This is a genomic window from Microbacterium sp. MMO-10 (assembly GCF_037148715.1).
GTDB lineage: Bacteria > Actinomycetota > Actinomycetes > Actinomycetales > Microbacteriaceae > Microbacterium.
This window is the reverse complement of sequence record NZ_JBBCSV010000003.1, coordinates 377,994-394,616: the sequence shown is the minus strand read 5'-3', so window position 1 is coordinate 394,616 and position 16,623 is coordinate 377,994. Positions and strand designations below refer to the sequence as shown.

Below are 16,623 nucleotides of genomic sequence, written 5' to 3'. Positions count from 1 at the left end.
ACACAACGTCACACACGCCGCGCGGGGCGATAGGGCTCAGCGCACGCGCAGCAGATCGGCCCGCTCGGGATGCGCGTCGAACCAGTCCGCGACGTACCAGCAGACCGCGTCGATGCGTCGGTCGCCGCGGTGCGCGATGTCGTCGACGGCCCTCGCGACGAGCACCGCGGCATAGCCGGATCCGCGGAAAGACGGGATCGTGAAGGCCCTCGTCAGCGCCATGGTGCGCCCGTCGTCACGGTAGTCGAGCACGCTCACCAGCACGCCGTCGCGCGTGAGCGTGTAGCGCGACGCGTCGTCCTCGCGGGTGAGCACGAACCGATCCGAGTCTGAAGAGATCGCCACCGTCCCACGCTAACCGCCGACGCGCGGAGGCGGCTCGTTTTGACATTGTTGGTCACCGTCGGTAATAATCGGCCCCATGACCACCAACGCACGCCCCATGTCCGCCCAGGAGGCGAACGGGACGACCGGGATGATGATGCCCGGTTGCGTTGGCATGTGTTGCCGAATGTGTCGCTGAAGCCACAGAACTCTGTCTGACTCGCTCGTCGTGATCTTCGCGGGCTGAGTCTCGAGCACCCATCCGCGTGCTCGTTCCTCCGGCTCGCCGGTCTCTTCGCAACACTCTCCGAGTCTCCGACCGACTCCTTCCTTTCAAGGACCCATCATCATGTCGAACACCGCCCTCCTCGAGCGTCCCGTCACCGCCGCCCCCGTCGCCGCCCCGCGTCTGCACGCCGTGCCGCGCACCCAGATCGACGCCCCGGCCCCCGCGGTCGACGCCCCGCCGGCCCGCTCGCCGCGCGGCTTCGCCCTCTACGTCGGCATCGACGAGCTCAAGGCCGCCACGAACGGCGTGAGCCTCCCGCTGCTCGTCGACGCGCTGCGCCGCACCCTCGCCGAGCTGGCCCCCGACGCCGAGACCCACGCCACGGTCGCCCTCGCCCCGCAGGGCACCGGCGGGCGCGACCTCGACGTCGTGCGCCTCGCGCTGCACGAGCCCGGCGCGATCGCCCGCTCCAAGGCGGAGGCCGAGGAGCGCGAGCCGGAGGACGGCGGCGGCGTCGTCGTCGACATCTCCCGCAAGCGCGTGCTGATCGACGGCGACTCGGCCGCGTTCACGTACAAGGAGTTCGAGCTGCTGCAGTACCTCGTGCTGCGCGAGGGCTCGACGATCGAGCGCAGCGAGCTCGTCGGCGCGCTGTGGCAGACCTCCGACGAGGAGGCCCCCGGAGAGCGCACCATCGACGTGCACGTGCGCCGGCTGCGCGCCAAGCTCGGCCGCTACGAGGACATCGTGCGCACCGTCCGCGGCGTCGGCTACCGCTTCGACCGCCACGCCGACGTCGCGATCCGCTACGGCGTGGGCACCCCCTCCCCCGACCGGTTCTGAACCGGGCGGTCCCGCGGGATCCCGCCGACCGCACGGGATCCTGACGACCGCACGGCCTTTCGACGCAGAGGTCCGGTGCACTCGGCGACTTCTCGTGCGCTCGACGGCTCCGGCGCGATCGGCGAACGTCCCGAGGATCCGGATCCTGAGCGCCCCTGTCGGCCGCCGGATCTAGGGTGTTCCCATGACCCTCGCCGCGGATCCCGCCCCGCGCGCGTGGACGATGCGGGAGACCTCGTACCGCCCGCGCGCGCCGCTCGATCTGCACGAGACGGTCGGCATCCTGCGGCGCGGGCCGAAGGACCCCACGGTCGTCCGCGACGGATCCGTGATCTGGCTCGCGCTGCGCACTACGGCCGGGATCGCCACGCTCGCGCTGCGACCGGCGTCGGGCGAGGTGCACGCGAGCGCCTGGGGGCCCGGGGCCGACGCCGCCCTCGACCTCCTGCCCGCACTGTGCGGAGCACTCGACGACCCGGACGGGTTCGACCCGTCCGGGCATCCCCTGATCGCCGCGACCGCGCGGCGCAACCCCGGTCTGCGCCTCACGCGCACCGGCGCCGTGTTCGACGCGCTCAGCGGCGTGATCCTCGAGCAGAAGGTCACCGGCCTGCAGGCGTACGGCGCCTGGCGCCTGCTCGTCACGCGCTTCGGCGACCCTGCGCCGGGCCCCGTCCCGCGCCCGATGACGGTCGCCCCCGATGCCGAGGGCTGGCGCCGGATCCCCTCCTGGGCCTGGCATCGCGCGGGCGTGCAGCCGCCGCAGTCCCGCACCCTCGTGCGGGCGGCCGAGCGCGCGCCCAGCCTCGAACGCGCCGTGCTCGCCGCCGGCGACGGCGCCGCCCGCGACGCCGCGCTGACGAGCCTGCCCGGGATCGGGCCCTGGACCGCCGCCGAGACCCGGATCCGCGCCCTCGGCGATCCCGACGCCGTGAGCGTGGGCGACTACCACCTCGCCCACGAGGTCGGCTTCGCGCTCACCGGTCATCGGACCGACGACGACGGCATGCTGGCGCTGCTCGCGCCGTGGGCCGGCCACCGGCAGCGGGTCGTGCGGCTCATCCGTCTGAGCGGCGCGGCCGAGCCCCGCCGCGGCCCGCGCCTCGCTCCCGAGGACCACCGCACCCGCTGACCTCGGGCCCGCGTGCCTTCCTGATCCCGCGCTGCGCCCGTCGCCCGGTCCTGCGACGATCGGCACACGCTGTGACGATCAGCGCAGGAGAGAGCCGGATCCGTGTGCCGATCGCGACGAGGTGTGCTGATCGTCGCACGCCAGGGAGCGCAGCGGCTGTCGCCCGCTGACCCCCCGGGCGTCAGGACGGCTCAGTGCCAGACGGCGAGCGGCCCGTCCGGCCCGTCGATCACGCTGACGGGGGTCCCGAACACGTCGGTGAGCACGTCGCCGCGCATGATGTCGGCGACCGGGCCGAACGCGACGACCTCGCCGTCCTTCATGGCGCAGATCCGGTCGGCGTAGCGGGCGGCGAAGTTGATGTCGTGCAGCACCACGACGACGCTCTTGCCGAGCTCGTCCGAGATGCGCTGCAGGTGCCGCATCATGCGCACCGCGTGCTTCATGTCGAGGTTGTTGAGCGGTTCGTCCAGCAGCACGGTTCCCGTGTCCTGCGCGAGCACCATCGCGACATAGGCGCGCTGCCGCTGCCCGCCGGAGAGCTCGTCCAGATAGCGCTTCTCGAGCTCGCCCAGTTCGAGGAAGTCGATCGCCCTGCTCACGACCTCCTCGTCCGCGCGCGTGATCCGACCGCGCGAGTGCGGGAACCGGCCGAAGCCCACGAGCTGGCGCACGGTGAGCCGGGTGACGAAGTGGTTCTCCTGGCGCAGGATCGACACGACCGTGGCAAGGTCCTTCGACCGCGTGGTGCCCACGTCGAAGCCCGAGATCCGGATGGATCCCTCGTCCATCCCGAGCAGCCGCCCGATCATCGTGAGCAGCGTCGACTTCCCGGCGCCGTTCGGGCCGATCAGCGCGGTCACGCCCCCAGCCGGGATCTCCAGGTCGACCGGGCCGATCGCGACCTCGTCGCCGTAGCGCTTGCGCACCCCCGCGATCGAGATCCCGGATCCGGTCCCCTCCGCATGCTCGCGAGACCGAACCCGCGTCCCGAGACCCACGATCTCGTCGTCGGTCTCGGGAGCCGGATTCGGTCTCGCGGTTCCGTCGGCGGCGTTCATAGACGGCCCTTCCTGAGGAGGACGAGCAGGAAGACGGATCCGCCGACCAGCTCGATGATGATGGAGACGGCTCCCTGCGCCGAGAAGACGTGCTTCAGCACGAAGTACGCGCCGCCCAGCACGACGACGGCGGTGAGCACCGCCACGGGAAGCACGAGCCGGTGGTCGTGGGTGTCAGCCCATTGGTACGCGAGGGTCGCCACGAGGAAGCCGAGGAACGTCATCGGCCCGACCAGCGCGGTCGAGGTGGCCATCAGCACGGCGACGAGGAGCAGCACCCGGAGCTGCTCGCGGCGATGGCCGACGCCCAGGGCGTTGGCGGCGTCGGGGCCCAGCGCCAGCACGTTCAGCCGGCGCGCACGCGTGAACAGCAGCGTGGACGCGGCGAGGCACAGCGGGATCGCGAGCGGCAGGTAGGACGCGTCGGCGTTCGCCACGCTGCCGAACAGACGGGCGGCGAGCACGTCGAACTCGCTCGGGGTCAGCAGCCGCTGCATGAACGTCGACACCGCGCCGAGCCCGCCGCCGATCACGATCCCGATCAGCAGCATCACGTGCATGCTCCCGCGCCGCCCCGAGAGCAGCCATCCGTAGAGCGCGACGGCGAACCCGGTCATCAGCACGACCTGCAGCGCGAACTGCGGGACGCCCTGGAGCGCGGTGACCCCGGCCGCGCCGAGGACGAACACGGCCGTGGTCTGCACCGCCGTGTAGAGCGACTCGAACCCCATGATCGAGGGGGTCACGATGCGGTTGTTCGCCGCCGTCTGGAACGCCACGGTCGCCGTGGCCTGCGCGATCGCGACCACCAGGATCACCAGCACGCTCGTGACCCGCAGCTGAACGATGCGCCAGAAGCCGGCGGTGCCGAACGGCACGGGGTTGCCGTGCACGAGCAACCCGATCAGTGACGCCGCGGCGAGCAGGGTGAGCACGGCGACCACCAGGACGTACCGTCGCCTCGCCCCCGCGGTCGGGAACGCACCCGACGTGCGCCCTCCCGCCGCTGCGGTTCGCGCCGGGGCGGCGGCCAGCACCTCAGCCACGGGGACGCTGCCTCAGGATCAGCACGATGAACACCGCGGCTCCGACGAGGCCCAGCACCAGCGACACCGGCACCTCGAACGGCATGATGATCGTGCGTCCGATGAGGTCGCACACGGTGACGAGGCCCACGCCCAGCAGGCACACCCAGGGCAGGTTGCTGCGCAGGTCGTCGCCGCGGATCATCGACACCACGTTCGGCACGATGAGTCCCACGAAGGGCAGGTTGCCGACGACCACGGTCACCACGCCCGTGGTCGCGGCGATGAGCACCGTGCCGAGCAGCACGACCCGGCCGTGGTTCAGGCCGGCGTTCGTCGCGATCTCCTCACCCAGCCCCGCGAGCGTGAAGCGGTCGGCGACGACGAAGACGACCACCCCGACGACCGCCACGATCCAGAGCAGCTCGTACTGCCCGCGCAGCACCGACGTGAAGCTGCCGGCGAACCACACCCCGAGCGTCTGCAGCGTGTCGGTCGCGAGAGCGAGATAGGTCGAGACGGATCCGACCACCGCGCCCAGCATGATCCCGACGATCGGCACGATGAGCGACGAGCGCAGCGACACCCGGCGCAGGAACGCGAAGAACACCAGGGTGCCGGCGAAGGCGCAGAGGACCGCTCCGAGCATGCGCAGCGGGATGCTCGGATGCGGGACGAGGATCGAGACAGCGAGCAGGCCGAGCCCGGCCCACTCCGTCGTGCCGGTGGTGGTCGGCTCGACGAAGCGGTTCTGCGTGAGCATCTGCATCACGAGGCCCGCCATCGCCATCGAGGCGCCCGCGAGCACGAGCGCGGTCGTGCGCGGGATGCGCGTGATCGCGAACATCTCTGCGCCGTCGGCGGATCCGGTCACGTCGTAGACGCCGACGAACAGCGACAGGACCAGCAGGCCCGCGACGACGACGGCTCCGACGAGCAGCGCGGGGTCGAAGAGCCGCGCCCGACGGCCGACCGGACGCAGGGTCCGGCCGGCCGTCGCGCGCGGGCGAAGAGTCAGCATGCGCTTTCTCCTGCGTCGGGTCAGCTCTTCTTCGCGCTCTTCTCCAGAGCGTCGGCGAAGGAGTTCAGGAACGTCGTGTACGTCTGGATGCCCTCGTTGAGGTAGGTGTCGGTGGGCATGTAGACGACGTGCTTCTGCTGGATCGCGGTGACCGAGGCGAGCGCCTGGTTCTTCTCCAGGATGTCGGCGGCCTGCACGTAGGAGGGGTCGTCCTTCGCGAACACCGCGTCGCGGTCCATCACGAGGATCCAGGACGGGTTCGACGCGGCGATCGCCTCGACCGAGATGTCGTCGCCCTTGTGGTTGTCGTCCGCGCCCTCCACCTGCAGGGCGGGCGTGAGACCGAGGATGTCGAAAACCGGGCCGAGCGTGCGGCCGACGGTCGGCGCGAGGTAGCCGATCTTGCCGCCCGAGGTGGTGACCGCCATCACGCCGGATCCGTCGTAGGCCTTCTTGGCGCGCTCCGCGGCCGCCTCGAAGTCGGAGACCAGCTTCTTCGCCTCCTTCTGCTTGCTGAAGACCTCGCCCAGCACCGTCACCTGACGCTTCAGCTCGGCATCGAACGGCTTGCCGTCGCGCGGGTCGAGCTCGAGGATCGTCGCATCGGGGACGAGGGCGGCGAGCTTGTCGTGGTGCTGGGTGAAGCGCTGCCCGTTGACGATGACGTCCGGCGCCACGGCGACGACCGCCTCGAGGTCGGGCTCCATGTGGGTGCCGAGGTCGACGATGCTCTTGTCCTTGACGTAGGAGACCGTCTCCGGCATGAGGGACACGGCCGCGGCGGTGACCGGGATGCCCCAGTCCGCGAGCGTCTGGAACGTGCGGTTGTCGGTGGCGACGACCGACGTCGGCGGCGTGGCGATCGTGTGCTTCCCGTTGTTGTCCTCGACGGTCACGGTGCTCGCCTTCGCGCTCTCCGTGGGCGCGGAAGCGGGGCCGGAGGCGCAGCCGGCGAGGGCGACGACGGCGGCGAGGCCGAGCGCGGTGGCGGTGAGGATCCGAGGCACGGACATGGAGATGCTCCTGTTCTGCGGGATGTGCTGTGTGAATGACCCGGGGAGAAAGGTTAGGTTTACCTAACTTCAACCTGAGGTCTCACACAGGTTAGCCTTACCTTATGACCAACGCGAAATCCGGCTTCGCCCTGGAGCGTCGCCCCCTCGAACTGCGCTTCCGCACCCTGACCCTCGCCTCCCGCGAGTGGATCGCCCCCGATTTCGTGCGCGTGCGCCTCACCGGATCCGACCTCGCCGGCTTCGATTCGCTGGGCGCGGACGACCACATGCGACTGTTCTTCGCCGATCGCCCGGCCGACTCGGTCGAGGAGCTGCGCGCCGCGCCGAGCCGCGAGTACACGCCGCTCGCCTGGGGCGAGGACTGGCTCGATGTCGAGTTCGCCGTGCACGGCGATCAGGGCATCGCCGCCCCCTGGGCGGCGAACGCCTCCCTGGGCTCGACCGTCGGGGTCGGCGGACCCCGTGGCTCGATGGTCCTGGAGGGCGAGCCCGACGGCTGGCTGCTCGCCGGCGACGAGACCGCGATCCCCGCGATCCGACGATTCGCCGCGCGGATCCCCGCCGGCGCCCCGGCCCGCATCGCGATCGAGGTGCGCGGGCCCGAGCACGAGCTCGCGCTCGACGCCGCCGTGCCCGTCGAGTGGATCCATCGGGGCAGCGCCCCCGCCGGCATCGCACTCGCCGCGTTCCTGGAGTCGCTCGTCGCGGAGGACCGCCCGGGTACGGCCCCGTTCGTCTTCGTCGCCGCGGAGTCGTCGATCGTGAAGCCGGGCCGCGCCCTGCTCGAGCGCTGGGGCGTGGACCCGGCCCAGGCCGTCGTGAAGGGCTACTGGAAGCGCGGCGAGGCCGAGTACCACGCCCCGCACTGAGCCGCGCCTCGGGGCCGCGTCATCCGCACCGCGGGCGACTCAGGCCCTGTCGACGACGGCGGCCACGGTTTCGATCTCGACGAGCTGGTCGTCGTAGCCCAGCACGGTGACTCCCATCAGGGTGCTCGGCACCTCGTGAGCGCCGAAGGCATCGCGCACGACCGCCCACGCCGTCCTCAGCTCCGCGCGGTCGGTCGAAGCGACGAGCACGCGGGTGCTGATCACGTCGGTGAGCACCGCTCCGGCCGCGGCGAGCGCGGTCTCGAGGTTCTCGATGCACTTCCTCGCCTGGCCGGCATGGTCGCCGACCGCCGCCGTGGAGCCGTCCTGCTCGATCGGGCAGGCGCCGGCGAGGAAGATCAGCCGCGCGTTCTGCGGCGCGGTCGCGGCGTACGCGTACTGCGCGACGTCGGACAGCTCGGCGGCACGGACGAGGGTGACGGCGGTCATGGCGACAGTCTGTCGCACGCCCGGAGGATCGGTGCGCAACCGCGTCCGCAGCCTGCCGCGCCGAACGCATCGGGCAGACTGGACGCATGCCCCTCATCGATCACCTCGGCCTCACCGTGGAAGACCTCGACCGGGCGTTCGCCCAGTGGGATCCCGTGCTCACGGCGCTGGGCTGCATCGCGGAGGACGGCGAGATGGAGGGCGGCATCGCCTGGTACCGCGAGGGCGACGTCGAGCTGATCCTCTACCGCGCGCCGGAGCCCGGAGGCGAGCCGCATCAGTACGGCCGGATCGGGTGGCAGCACCTCGCGTTCGGCGTGGACTCGCGCGCGGAGGTGGAGCGACTGCACGCGGTCGCGGTCGGCGCGGGGTGGACGACGGTGCGGGCGCCGAAGGTCTTCACGCGCTTCTCCGACCGGTACTACGCCTCTTTCGTCGAGGACGACAACGGGATCCGGCTCGAGTTCGTGCACAACCCGCCGCGGGAGTCCGTCGAAGACTGAGCGGCATGCTCGGCTGCGGGCCACGGTGCTCCCCGGACGCACCCGATCCTGCCGAATGCACGGCTTCTTCGCGCGAACGACCCGTGCAGTCGTCGCCAACCCGTGCAGTCGTCGCCAACCCGTGCCTTCGGCGGTCGGAGGCTCGGCGGCACCGAGCCCGCTGGCCGATGTCGGCGGCGTCCGCGATGCTGGGGGCATGGCTTCTCTCGATCACCTCGGCATCAGCGTCGACCACGTCCCCAGCGCCTCGGCGCAGTTCCATCCGGTGCTGACCGCCCTGGGCTACACCCGGGCGTACGACGCCGAGGACCACGCCTACTGGCGCCAGGACGGCCAGCCCGAGATCCTGCTCTACCCCGCCCGCGAGAACGCGGACGGCCCGCACGAGCACGGCCGCGTCGGCTGGCAGCACCTCGCGTTCGCCGTCGACTCGCGCGCCGAGGTCGACCGTCTGCACGCGATCGCCCTCGGCGCCGGCTGGACGCCCGTGCGGGACCCCAAGGAGTATCCGCGCTTCACCGCGCGCTACTACGCGTCCTTCGTCGAGGACGACAACGGCATCCGCCTCGAGATGCTGCACAACCCGCCGCGGGACGCGGATTGATCCCCGGATCCTGACGGACCTCGGGCCCCGGATCCTGACGGACCTCGGGCCCCGGGCCGGGCGAGACCGCCACGGCCGGTCCGGAGGGAACCGCGGCCGCGCTCGAAGGATCGAGCCGGAAGGCGACTCGGCGAGAGCCGATCCACGACACACCGTTGCCGATGTCGGAGGTCGGGCTCAGACTGAGTGCGGCGCCGGTGCGGTGCCGCAGACCCGAGCAGGGAGGCACCACCATGACCATCCTCAACCCGTACATCTCGTTCCGCGGCGATGCCCGTGCCGCGATGGAGTTCTACCAGCAGGCCCTCGGCGGCGACCTGCAGGTGATGACCTTCGGCGACATGCCCGGCATGGTCCAGGACGAGGCCGAGCAGGCGCTGGTCATGCACTCGATGCTGACCACCCCCGGCGGCCTCGTGCTGATGGCGTCCGACACCCCCGCGCACTTCGAGTACAAGGCGCCGCAGGGCGTCTCCGTCTCGCTGAGCGGCACCGACGAAGCCGAGATCCGCGCCGCGTGGGACAAGCTCGCAGACGGGGCGACCGTCACCCAGGAGTTCGGCCCGGCGCCCTGGGGCGACCAGTTCGGCATGCTCACCGACCGCTTCGGCGTCGACTGGATGTTCTCCGCCGGGCAGAGCCAGGCCTGAGCCCCGCCGATCGCCGACCCCGGCGGCGTCCGGGGTCAGCGGTCGTCGGCGTCCGGGAGCGCCCACTCGACGCCGTCGAGCCGGAGCTCCTGAGTCATGTCCTGCAGGAACCGGATGACGACATCGCGCTCGCTCTCGGTCAGGCGCGCCGCGGAGTGGAAGCGGCGCGCCTGCTGACGTCCGACCGTCTCCATCGCCGCCCGCTGCGTCTCCGGGGCGATCGAGATCGCGAGCGCCCGTCGGTCCGTCGGGTGGGCGGCGCGGGTGACGTGCCCCGCACGCTCGAGCCGATCCAGCAGCTTGGTGGTCGATGCGGTCGAGATGCTGAGATGCTGGGCGATCCCGCCCGGCGTCGCGACCGCTCCCGTGTTCGCGCACACGATGAGGTAGTGCAGCGCCCGCATGTCGGTCTCGTTCAGCTTCATGTACCGGCGTGACGCCTCGGCCAGGCGCTGCTCCGCATCGCGCAGCTCGCCGAGCGCGGTCATCAGGCGGGTGATCTGACGGATCCCGTTCTCGTCGACGCCGCCGCGATCGAGGAGCATCCCCGTCGGGTCGCTCGCCTCGATGTCGTAGACGGCGGCGACCTCGACGCCGTCCCCCGTCGACGCTCCGCCGCGGGGCGCCACCGGGCGCTCCTCGGCTTCGTCGCGTCGATCGGTCATTCCGTCATCGTACAGTCGATCTCTTTTCACGCCAGGGGTATTACTTGCCAAGCTAGCGAATTCGATCTACTCTTCCGGAGACGGAAGGATCCACGATGACAGCCCCGCAGCACGCCACCCGCCCGCAGCGCACCCGCCGAACGCTGCGGATCCTGTTGCCGGCCCTGATCATCCTGGGCTGGCTGGCCGCCGCGTCGTTCGGCGGCCCGCTGTTCGGGAAGGTCGACGAGGTCTCCTCAAACGACCGCACCGCCTACCTCCCGTCGTCCTCCGACTCCGCACGGGTGCAGGAGCTGCAGACCCGCTTCGCCGGATCCGACCAGATCCCCGCGATCATCGTGGCGGTGTCGGACGCGAAGCTCACCGACTCCCAGCGCACGACGCTGGCGGATGCGGTCGCGGCCACGACGGACATCGCCGGCGTCGGCGACGACATCTCCCCCGCCCTCCCCTCCGAGGACGGGAAGGCGGTGCAGGCGTTCGTGCCGATCCGCTCCGATGCCGACCTCGGCGACGTCGTGTCCGAGATCCGCACCCACCTCGACGAGGCGGCCCCGGCGGGGGTGACGGTGTACGTGACCGGGCCCGCCGGCTTCAGCGCCGACCTCGTCGCCGCGTTCGCCGGAATCGACGGGATCCTGCTGGGCGTCGCCCTCGCTGCGGTGCTGGTCATCCTCGTGCTCGTCTACCGCTCCCTGCTGCTGCCGGTCGTCGTGCTCGCGACGAGCATGTTCGCCCTGTGCACGGCGCTCCTGCTGGTGTGGTGGCTCGCGAAGTGGGGCGTGCTGCTGCTCAGCGGACAGACCCAGGGGATCCTGTTCATCCTCGTGATCGGCGCGGCGACCGACTACGCGCTGCTGTTCGTGTCGCGGTTCCGCGAGGCGCTGCGGATCGAGCACGATCGCGGCCGAGCCGTGCTCCTGGCCTGGAAGGGGGCGTTCGAGCCGATCCTGGCCTCCGGCGGCACGGTGATCGCCGGTCTGCTGTGCCTGCTGCTGAGCGACCTCCGGTCGAACAGTGCGCTCGGCCCGGTCGCGGCGATCGGGATCGTGTTCGCGATGCTCTCGGCGCTCACCCTGCTGCCCGCCCTGCTCATGGCGTTCGGCCGGGCCGCGTTCTGGCCGCGTCGTCCGCGTTTCGACCCCGAGGCCGTCGCCGCGGAGGACGGGCTGCCCGCCGGCGGCGTGTGGGCGCGGCTCTCCGAGCTCATCCGCCGTCGTTCGCGGATCATCTGGATCGCGACGACGCTGGTGCTCGCGATCGGGACGCTCGGCGTGCTGCAGCTCGACGCCTCCGGCGTGCCGCAGTCCGACCTCGTGCTCGGCTCCTCTCAGGCGCGCGACGGGCAGAAGGCGCTGGGTGCGCACTTCCCCGGCGGATCCGGCAGTCCCGTCCAGGTCCTCGTCGCGAAGGACTCTCTGCAGCGCACGGCGGACGTGCTGCTCGCCGACAAGGGCATCGACGGCGTCACCGTGACCGCGAAGGACTCGGTGAGCGGCACCGCGCCGGTGACCGCGGACGGCATCCAGCCGGTGGGGAGGCCGGGCACTCCGGCGCCTGACCCGACGGTGATCGACGGGGACGTGCTGCTGCAGGGCACGCTCACCGCGGCCGCGGACTCCGCCACCGCGGAGGACACCGTGCGGCGGCTGCGCTCCTCGCTCGACGGCACGGGCGCCCTGGTCGGCGGAGTGACCGCGACGGCCGTGGACACCGACGACGCCTCCCTGCGGGACCGCACGCTGATCATCCCGGTGATCCTCGTCGTGATCATGCTGATCCTGATGCTGCTGCTGCGCGCGATCGTCGCCCCGGTGCTGCTGATCGTCACCACCGTGCTCTCCTTCGGCACCGCGATGGGCGTGTCCGCGCTCGTGTTCAACGGGATCTTCCACTTCCCCGGCGCGGATCCGGCCGTTCCGCTCTACGGCTTCGTCTTCCTCGTCGCGCTCGGGATCGACTACAACATCTTCCTCATGACGAGGGTGCGCGAGGAGTCCCGCACGCACGGCACCCGGGAGGGCGTGCGGCGCGGGCTCGCGATCACCGGCGGGGTGATCACCTCGGCGGGGCTCGTGCTCGCGACGACGTTCGCGGCGCTCGCGGTGATCCCGATCCTGTTCCTCGCCCAGCTCGCCTTCATCGTCGCGTTCGGCGTGCTGCTGGACACCTTCGTGGTGCGCTCGCTGCTCGTGCCCGCCCTCGTGCACGATGTCGGCCGGGCCGTGTGGTGGCCGTCGCGGCTGTCCCGCGGCGACCGCTAGGACCTCCCTCGGGGTCGTTGAGCGAGCACGCGAAGCGCGCGAGACGAAACGCGGCGATCGTCGAGGAACCGCGTTTCGTCTCGGTCGCCTACGGCGTCCTCGCTCAACGACCCCGAGGGCGTCAGCCTGCGGCCACCCCCGCGTCGTCCTGGGGCTGGCCGGCGCGGTCCGTGAAGGCCTGCTTCGGCACGAACAGCAGCAGCACCGCCGCGGCGAGCGCCGTCACGCCGCACACGATCCAGACGGTGACGTAGCCGGAGAACGATCCCGCGGTGCCTTCGCCGCCTCCCGCGCCGCCGGCGACCGCGTGCATCAGCGCGATGCCGAACACGCAGGATGCGATCGCGCCGCCCACGGTCTTCACGGAGTTGGTGAGCCCGGTCGCGACGCCGGTCTGCGTGTGCGGGGCAGCCGAGGCCGCCGCGGCGGGCAGGGCGGCCACGAGGGCTCCGGATCCGATCCCGGCGATCATCATGTTCGCGACGACCTGCAGGTAGGCGCCGTGGAACGGCAGGAACAGCAGGAACCCGATCGCCACCAGCAGCGAGGCGCCGATCAGGGTGATCCGGGGAGTGGCGAGGCGGGCCACGACGGGGAACAGCAGCGCGCCCCCGATCATCGCGATGAGGTAGAGCCCGATGATGAGCGAGGTCTGGAAGCCGGTGGTGCCGAGGCCGTAGCCGTAGGCGCTCGGATCCGTGCGGGCGAACGTCGACAGCGGGGCCTGCGCGCCGAGCACGCTGACGCCGAAGAGGCCCGCCGTGAGGAACACCGGTCCGAGCGCCGGGCTGCGGAACATCCGCACGTCGATGAGCGGATCCGACTGCCGCAGCTCCCAGAGGGCGAACGGCACGACGAGGGCGAGACCGACGACGATGACGATCCAGGACAGCGGGTTCGCGACGCCGCCGGGCAGCCGCAGCAGGCTGAGCCCGCCGGTGAGGCCGATGAGCGCGAGGGAGATGAGCACGAGCCCGACCGTGTCGAACACTCCCCCGGTCTTCTCGGGCGATTCCTTCACCCCGAACAGGATGACGAAGAAGCAGGCGGCGATGAGGAACGCGGGCACCAGCAGCACGACCGGCAGCGGCAACTTGTCGACGAGCGCCCCGCCCGCCAGCGCGCCGATGATCGCCCCGCCCTCGAGGGAGGCGACGAGGATCCCCGCCGCCTTCGCCGTGATCGCCGAGCTGCCCTCGCTGCGCCGTGCGCGCGACCAGATGAGCGCGATCTCGAGCGGCAGCCAGACCACGTAGAAACCCATGAACGCCCAGGCGACGAGGTAGACGCCGAAGGTGCTCGTGAACGGCAGCACGAACGCCGCGACCGCCGTGATCGCCGTGGAGACGAGCAGCATGCGCTTGCGGCCGAACATGTCGCCGAGCTTCGCGAAGGCCGGCACCACGAGGGCGGACAGCATCAGCTGCGCGCCCTCGAACCAGTTCACGTCGGCGTCGTGGATCTGCAGATGCCGCGCGATGTCGGTCAGCATGGGCGTGTAGTAGCCCTGCAGCACGCCGCTGGTGAACTCGACGAAGGCGAGGAATCCGACGACGGCGGCCAGGGCCGCTCCGGTGACGGTGCGCGACATCGCGGCTCCTTCAGGGGTCTCACGCCGGGGTGGCGGGAGCTGACACGGTCGCCTCGGCGGGCGCGGCGACCGCGAACGGGTCAGCTCACTGTAACCGCTCGATGAGCGCCCGGTGGAACCGCTCCCCGCGCTCGAGCGCCGCGATCTCGACGCTCTCGTCGACGCCGTGGATCGCGGCGCGCTGCGCGTTCGACATCTCCAGCGGGGCGAACCGGTAGACGGCCGGCGCGAAGCGGTGGAAGTGACGGGAGTCGGTCGCCGCCATCATCACGTACGGCACAGCGGGCACGCCGGGGTGCGAGACGGCGAGCGCGTCGGCGAGCAGCGCGAACGGCGCGTTGTCCGTGGGTGATTCGGGCGAGGGGTCGCTGCCCTCGAGCACCTCGACCGAGACCCGCGGATCCGCGATGCGCCGGCGCACCCGCGCCGCCGCGCTCTGCACCGTCTCGCCGAGGGCGATGCGCAGATTCACCGTCGCCGTCGCCTGCGACGGCAGCACGTTCGCCGCCGTGCCGCCGGACTGCATCGTGGGCGCCACGGTCGTGCGCACGAGGGCCGCCGCCTCGCCGCCCAGCGCGGCGAACACGCGCGCCGACAGCGGCGGGAGCGCACCGAGGACGCGCAGCAGCAGCCGCGCGGGCCCGGTGGCGGAGCCCGCGAGCTGCGTGAGCATGCGGGAGACGGCCTGCGGCGTGCGGGGACGGAACGTGCCGGGCCCGAGCCGCTCCACCGCCCGCGCGATGCGGCGCACCGCGGTGCGGTTCGGCGGGGCGGAGGCGTGCCCGCCGTCGCCGCGCGCCGTCAGGCGCACCGTCATGACGCCCTTCTCCCCCACGCCGATCATCGCGGCCCGGCCCGGAACGAACGGCAGCGGGGCGTCCACGACCGCACCGCCCTCGTCCACGACCAGCCATGGCACGATGCCGCGCTCCTGGAACGCGGCGGCGATGGCGATGGCCGCGGACCCGTAGGTCTCCTCGTTGCCCCCGAAGGACAGGTACACGTCGCGGGCCGGGACGAACCCCTCGGCGAGGAGGTTCTCCACCGCGTCCAGGATGACGACGAGCGGGCCCTTGTCATCGAGCGCGCCGCGCCCGTAGACGGATCCGTTCTCGATCACCCCGGCGAACGGCGGATGGGTCCAGTCATCGGACTCGTCCACGGGGACGACGTCGTAGTGCGCCATGAGCACGAGCGGTCCGTCGACCGCCTCCCGGCGTCCGGCCCAGCGGTAGAGCAGTCCGAACTCGGTGTGCCGCTCGAGCACGAGGTCGGAGTGCACGCGGGGATAGAGCTCGGCGAGGAGGGCCACGAAGTCCTCGAACGGCGCGGTTCCGCGCGTCTCCAGCTCGGCGGACACGGTCGGCAGCTGGATCATCCGGCTCAGCCGCGCGGCGATCGGGGGCACGTCGTTCATCGTGGCCATGCTATCCGCGGCGAGCGCCCCGTCACGGGGAGCCGGCTGCGCGGGGCGGACTGACGGCAGAGCCCTCCCCGCCCGCAGGGTCCGGACCGGACCGGTCGCGGGTCGGCGACCTAGGCTGGATCCATGAGCACCCCGTCGTCGTTCCCCGGATCCCCCCGTCCGCTCGCCGTCGTCAGCGGAGGCGGTACCGGCATCGGCCTCGCCTCGGCGCTGCGGCTGGCCCGGGACGGCTTCGACCTGACGCTGATCGGGCGCCGCACCGCCGTGCTCGACGCCGCGTCCGCACGGATCCGCGAGCAGACGCCGGCAGCCGCCGTGCGGACGATCGCGGCCGATCTGCAGGATCCCGCCCAGGTCGAGCGGGCCGCGGCCGAGGTCGAGGGATCCGTCGCCGTGCTGCTCAACAACGCCGGCGGCAACGTCCTGGATCGCGGCGAGGGGCTCGCCGGCATCGCCGCGAACTACGAGGCGAACCTGCGGCTGAACGTGCTGACCGCGGTGCTGCTCACCGAGGCCCTGCTGCCACGCCTCGTCCGTCCGGGCGGACGCATCATCTCGATCAGCTCGATCGCCGCGCTGCGCGGCGCGAACGGCTACGGCGCGGCCAAGGCGGCGATCCACGGCTGGATGATGGGCCTCGCCGCCGACCTCGCCCCCGAGGGCGTCACGGTGAACGCCGTGGCGCCGGGCTACGTGCCCGACACCGGCTTCTGGGACGGCCGGCGCACACCGGACATCGTCGCGTCCCGGCTGGCCCAGGTGCCGATGAACCGCGCCGGCACGCCCGACGAGGTCGCGGGGGCGGTCTCGTACCTCGCCGGCCCCGAGGGAGGCTGGACCACGGGCCAGATCCTGCAGGTGAACGGCGGCGCGCTCTTCGGCCGCGGCTGACCCACCGGCTCGCGACCGGCCGCAGCGGAGCCGCGCCCGCTACCGGATGCCCTGCCGTG

17 protein-coding genes are annotated in these 16,623 nt (G+C 71.9%); 8 read left to right on the top strand and 9 right to left on the bottom strand.

Annotated elements, in window-relative coordinates; all coding sequences use genetic code 11:
• Positions 1 to 36: 36 nt before the first annotated feature.
• Complete coding sequence (locus WFJ17_RS10685; protein WP_251438899.1) at positions 37 to 345, bottom strand: GNAT family N-acetyltransferase; 309 nt, start codon at positions 343 to 345, stop codon at positions 37 to 39.
• Positions 346 to 673: 328 nt separating this feature from the next.
• Here WFJ17_RS10685 and WFJ17_RS10680 point away from each other — a divergent pair, with 328 nt between their 5' ends.
• Together WFJ17_RS10680 and WFJ17_RS10675 are read left to right on the top strand one after the other, a co-directional pair.
• Positions 674 to 1,396 (top strand): winged helix-turn-helix domain-containing protein, encoded by a 723-nt coding sequence (locus tag WFJ17_RS10680; protein ID WP_251438901.1) that lies wholly within the window; start codon positions 674 to 676, stop codon positions 1,394 to 1,396.
• 184 nt (positions 1,397 to 1,580) lie between these two features.
• Positions 1,581 to 2,528 (top strand): DNA-3-methyladenine glycosylase family protein, encoded by a 948-nt coding sequence (locus WFJ17_RS10675; RefSeq protein WP_336648404.1) that lies wholly within the window; start codon positions 1,581 to 1,583, stop codon positions 2,526 to 2,528.
• A gap of 191 nt (positions 2,529 to 2,719) precedes the next feature.
• Here WFJ17_RS10675 and WFJ17_RS10670 read toward each other — a convergent pair whose 3' ends face one another.
• From WFJ17_RS10670 to WFJ17_RS10655, 4 genes are read right to left on the bottom strand one after another with little or no spacing between them, the layout of a single operon-like run.
• A complete protein-coding gene (locus tag WFJ17_RS10670; protein WP_336648403.1) occupies positions 2,720 to 3,589 on the bottom strand; it encodes an iron ABC transporter ATP-binding protein in 870 nt (289 codons plus the stop codon).
• Positions 3,586 to 4,635, bottom strand: a complete 1,050-nt coding sequence (locus tag WFJ17_RS10665; protein ID WP_251438908.1) for an iron chelate uptake ABC transporter family permease subunit — start codon at positions 4,633 to 4,635, stop codon at positions 3,586 to 3,588. Before WFJ17_RS10665 ends, WFJ17_RS10670 begins: the two co-directional genes overlap by 4 nt.
• Complete coding sequence (locus WFJ17_RS10660) at positions 4,628 to 5,635, bottom strand: ABC transporter permease (protein WP_292885517.1); 1,008 nt, start codon at positions 5,633 to 5,635, stop codon at positions 4,628 to 4,630. The genes WFJ17_RS10665 and WFJ17_RS10660 overlap by 8 nt, the downstream gene beginning before the upstream one ends.
• A gap of 20 nt (positions 5,636 to 5,655) precedes the next feature.
• The gene (locus WFJ17_RS10655) at positions 5,656 to 6,648 is read right to left on the bottom strand and encodes a siderophore ABC transporter substrate-binding protein (RefSeq protein WP_336648402.1); all 993 of its coding nucleotides are present in this window, start codon (positions 6,646 to 6,648) and stop codon (positions 5,656 to 5,658) included.
• Positions 6,649 to 6,752: 104 nt separating this feature from the next.
• On the opposite strand from WFJ17_RS10655, the gene WFJ17_RS10650 reads away from it, so the two are divergent.
• Complete coding sequence (locus tag WFJ17_RS10650) at positions 6,753 to 7,520, top strand: siderophore-interacting protein (protein ID WP_336648401.1); 768 nt, start codon at positions 6,753 to 6,755, stop codon at positions 7,518 to 7,520.
• Positions 7,521 to 7,559: 39 nt separating this feature from the next.
• On the opposite strand, the gene WFJ17_RS10645 is transcribed toward WFJ17_RS10650, so the two are convergent.
• Positions 7,560 to 7,970, bottom strand: a complete 411-nt coding sequence (locus WFJ17_RS10645; protein WP_336648400.1) for a Rid family hydrolase — start codon at positions 7,968 to 7,970, stop codon at positions 7,560 to 7,562.
• An 86-nt stretch (positions 7,971 to 8,056) separates the two neighbouring features.
• Between WFJ17_RS10645 and WFJ17_RS10640 the strand changes: the two genes are divergently transcribed.
• The 3 genes from WFJ17_RS10640 to WFJ17_RS10630 all read left to right on the top strand — a co-directional run bounded on the left by WFJ17_RS10640 (position 8,057) and on the right by WFJ17_RS10630 (position 9,727).
• Positions 8,057 to 8,473: a VOC family protein gene (locus WFJ17_RS10640; RefSeq protein WP_336648399.1), complete on the top strand. Its 417-nt coding sequence runs from the start codon at positions 8,057 to 8,059 to the stop codon at positions 8,471 to 8,473.
• Between the two features lie 196 nt (positions 8,474 to 8,669).
• On the top strand, positions 8,670 to 9,077 hold the full coding sequence (locus tag WFJ17_RS10635) for a VOC family protein (RefSeq protein ID WP_336648398.1): 408 nt from the start codon (positions 8,670 to 8,672) through the stop codon (positions 9,075 to 9,077).
• A gap of 233 nt (positions 9,078 to 9,310) precedes the next feature.
• Entirely contained in the window at positions 9,311 to 9,727 is a 417-nt protein-coding gene (locus WFJ17_RS10630; protein ID WP_251438923.1) for a VOC family protein, read from the top strand.
• 35 nt (positions 9,728 to 9,762) lie between these two features.
• On the opposite strand, the gene WFJ17_RS10625 is transcribed toward WFJ17_RS10630, so the two are convergent.
• The gene (locus tag WFJ17_RS10625) at positions 9,763 to 10,392 is read right to left on the bottom strand and encodes a MarR family winged helix-turn-helix transcriptional regulator (protein ID WP_336648397.1); all 630 of its coding nucleotides are present in this window, start codon (positions 10,390 to 10,392) and stop codon (positions 9,763 to 9,765) included.
• Positions 10,393 to 10,487: 95 nt separating this feature from the next.
• On the opposite strand from WFJ17_RS10625, the gene WFJ17_RS10620 reads away from it, so the two are divergent.
• Positions 10,488 to 12,656 carry an MMPL family transporter gene (locus tag WFJ17_RS10620; RefSeq protein ID WP_336648396.1) on the top strand — a complete coding sequence of 723 codons (2,169 nt, stop codon included), beginning with the start codon at positions 10,488 to 10,490 and terminating at the stop codon, positions 12,654 to 12,656.
• Between the two features lie 121 nt (positions 12,657 to 12,777).
• Here the strand turns inward: WFJ17_RS10620 and WFJ17_RS10615 are convergent, their stop codons facing one another.
• Together WFJ17_RS10615 and WFJ17_RS10610 are read right to left on the bottom strand one after the other, a co-directional pair.
• Entirely contained in the window at positions 12,778 to 14,247 is a 1,470-nt protein-coding gene (locus tag WFJ17_RS10615) for an MFS transporter (RefSeq protein WP_336629381.1), read from the bottom strand.
• An 85-nt stretch (positions 14,248 to 14,332) separates the two neighbouring features.
• Entirely contained in the window at positions 14,333 to 15,664 is a 1,332-nt protein-coding gene (locus tag WFJ17_RS10610; RefSeq protein WP_336648395.1) for a M20/M25/M40 family metallo-hydrolase, read from the bottom strand.
• A 132-nt stretch (positions 15,665 to 15,796) separates the two neighbouring features.
• Here WFJ17_RS10610 and WFJ17_RS10605 point away from each other — a divergent pair, with 132 nt between their 5' ends.
• Positions 15,797 to 16,564: an SDR family NAD(P)-dependent oxidoreductase gene (locus tag WFJ17_RS10605; RefSeq protein WP_251438928.1), complete on the top strand. Its 768-nt coding sequence runs from the start codon at positions 15,797 to 15,799 to the stop codon at positions 16,562 to 16,564.
• The last annotated feature ends 59 nt before the right edge of the window (positions 16,565 to 16,623 follow it).

Coding starts and splice junctions, on each gene's coding strand:
- WFJ17_RS10610 (WP_336648395.1), bottom strand. CDS start 15,664: ATGAACGACGTGCCCCCGATCGCCGCGCGGCTGAGCCGGATGATCCAG.
- WFJ17_RS10615 (WP_336629381.1), bottom strand. CDS start 14,247: ATGTCGCGCACCGTCACCGGAGCGGCCCTGGCCGCCGTCGTCGGATTC.
- WFJ17_RS10670 (WP_336648403.1), bottom strand. CDS start 3,589: ATGAACGCCGCCGACGGAACCGCGAGACCGAATCCGGCTCCCGAGACC.
- WFJ17_RS10680 (WP_251438901.1), top strand. CDS start 674: ATGTCGAACACCGCCCTCCTCGAGCGTCCCGTCACCGCCGCCCCCGTC.
- WFJ17_RS10640 (WP_336648399.1), top strand. CDS start 8,057: ATGCCCCTCATCGATCACCTCGGCCTCACCGTGGAAGACCTCGACCGG.
- WFJ17_RS10655 (WP_336648402.1), bottom strand. CDS start 6,648: ATGTCCGTGCCTCGGATCCTCACCGCCACCGCGCTCGGCCTCGCCGCC.
- WFJ17_RS10635 (WP_336648398.1), top strand. CDS start 8,670: ATGGCTTCTCTCGATCACCTCGGCATCAGCGTCGACCACGTCCCCAGC.
- WFJ17_RS10630 (WP_251438923.1), top strand. CDS start 9,311: ATGACCATCCTCAACCCGTACATCTCGTTCCGCGGCGATGCCCGTGCC.
- WFJ17_RS10620 (WP_336648396.1), top strand. CDS start 10,488: ATGACAGCCCCGCAGCACGCCACCCGCCCGCAGCGCACCCGCCGAACG.
- WFJ17_RS10675 (WP_336648404.1), top strand. CDS start 1,581: ATGACCCTCGCCGCGGATCCCGCCCCGCGCGCGTGGACGATGCGGGAG.
- WFJ17_RS10660 (WP_292885517.1), bottom strand. CDS start 5,635: ATGCTGACTCTTCGCCCGCGCGCGACGGCCGGCCGGACCCTGCGTCCG.
- WFJ17_RS10625 (WP_336648397.1), bottom strand. CDS start 10,392: ATGACCGATCGACGCGACGAAGCCGAGGAGCGCCCGGTGGCGCCCCGC.
- WFJ17_RS10605 (WP_251438928.1), top strand. CDS start 15,797: ATGAGCACCCCGTCGTCGTTCCCCGGATCCCCCCGTCCGCTCGCCGTC.
- WFJ17_RS10645 (WP_336648400.1), bottom strand. CDS start 7,970: ATGACCGCCGTCACCCTCGTCCGTGCCGCCGAGCTGTCCGACGTCGCG.
- WFJ17_RS10650 (WP_336648401.1), top strand. CDS start 6,753: ATGACCAACGCGAAATCCGGCTTCGCCCTGGAGCGTCGCCCCCTCGAA.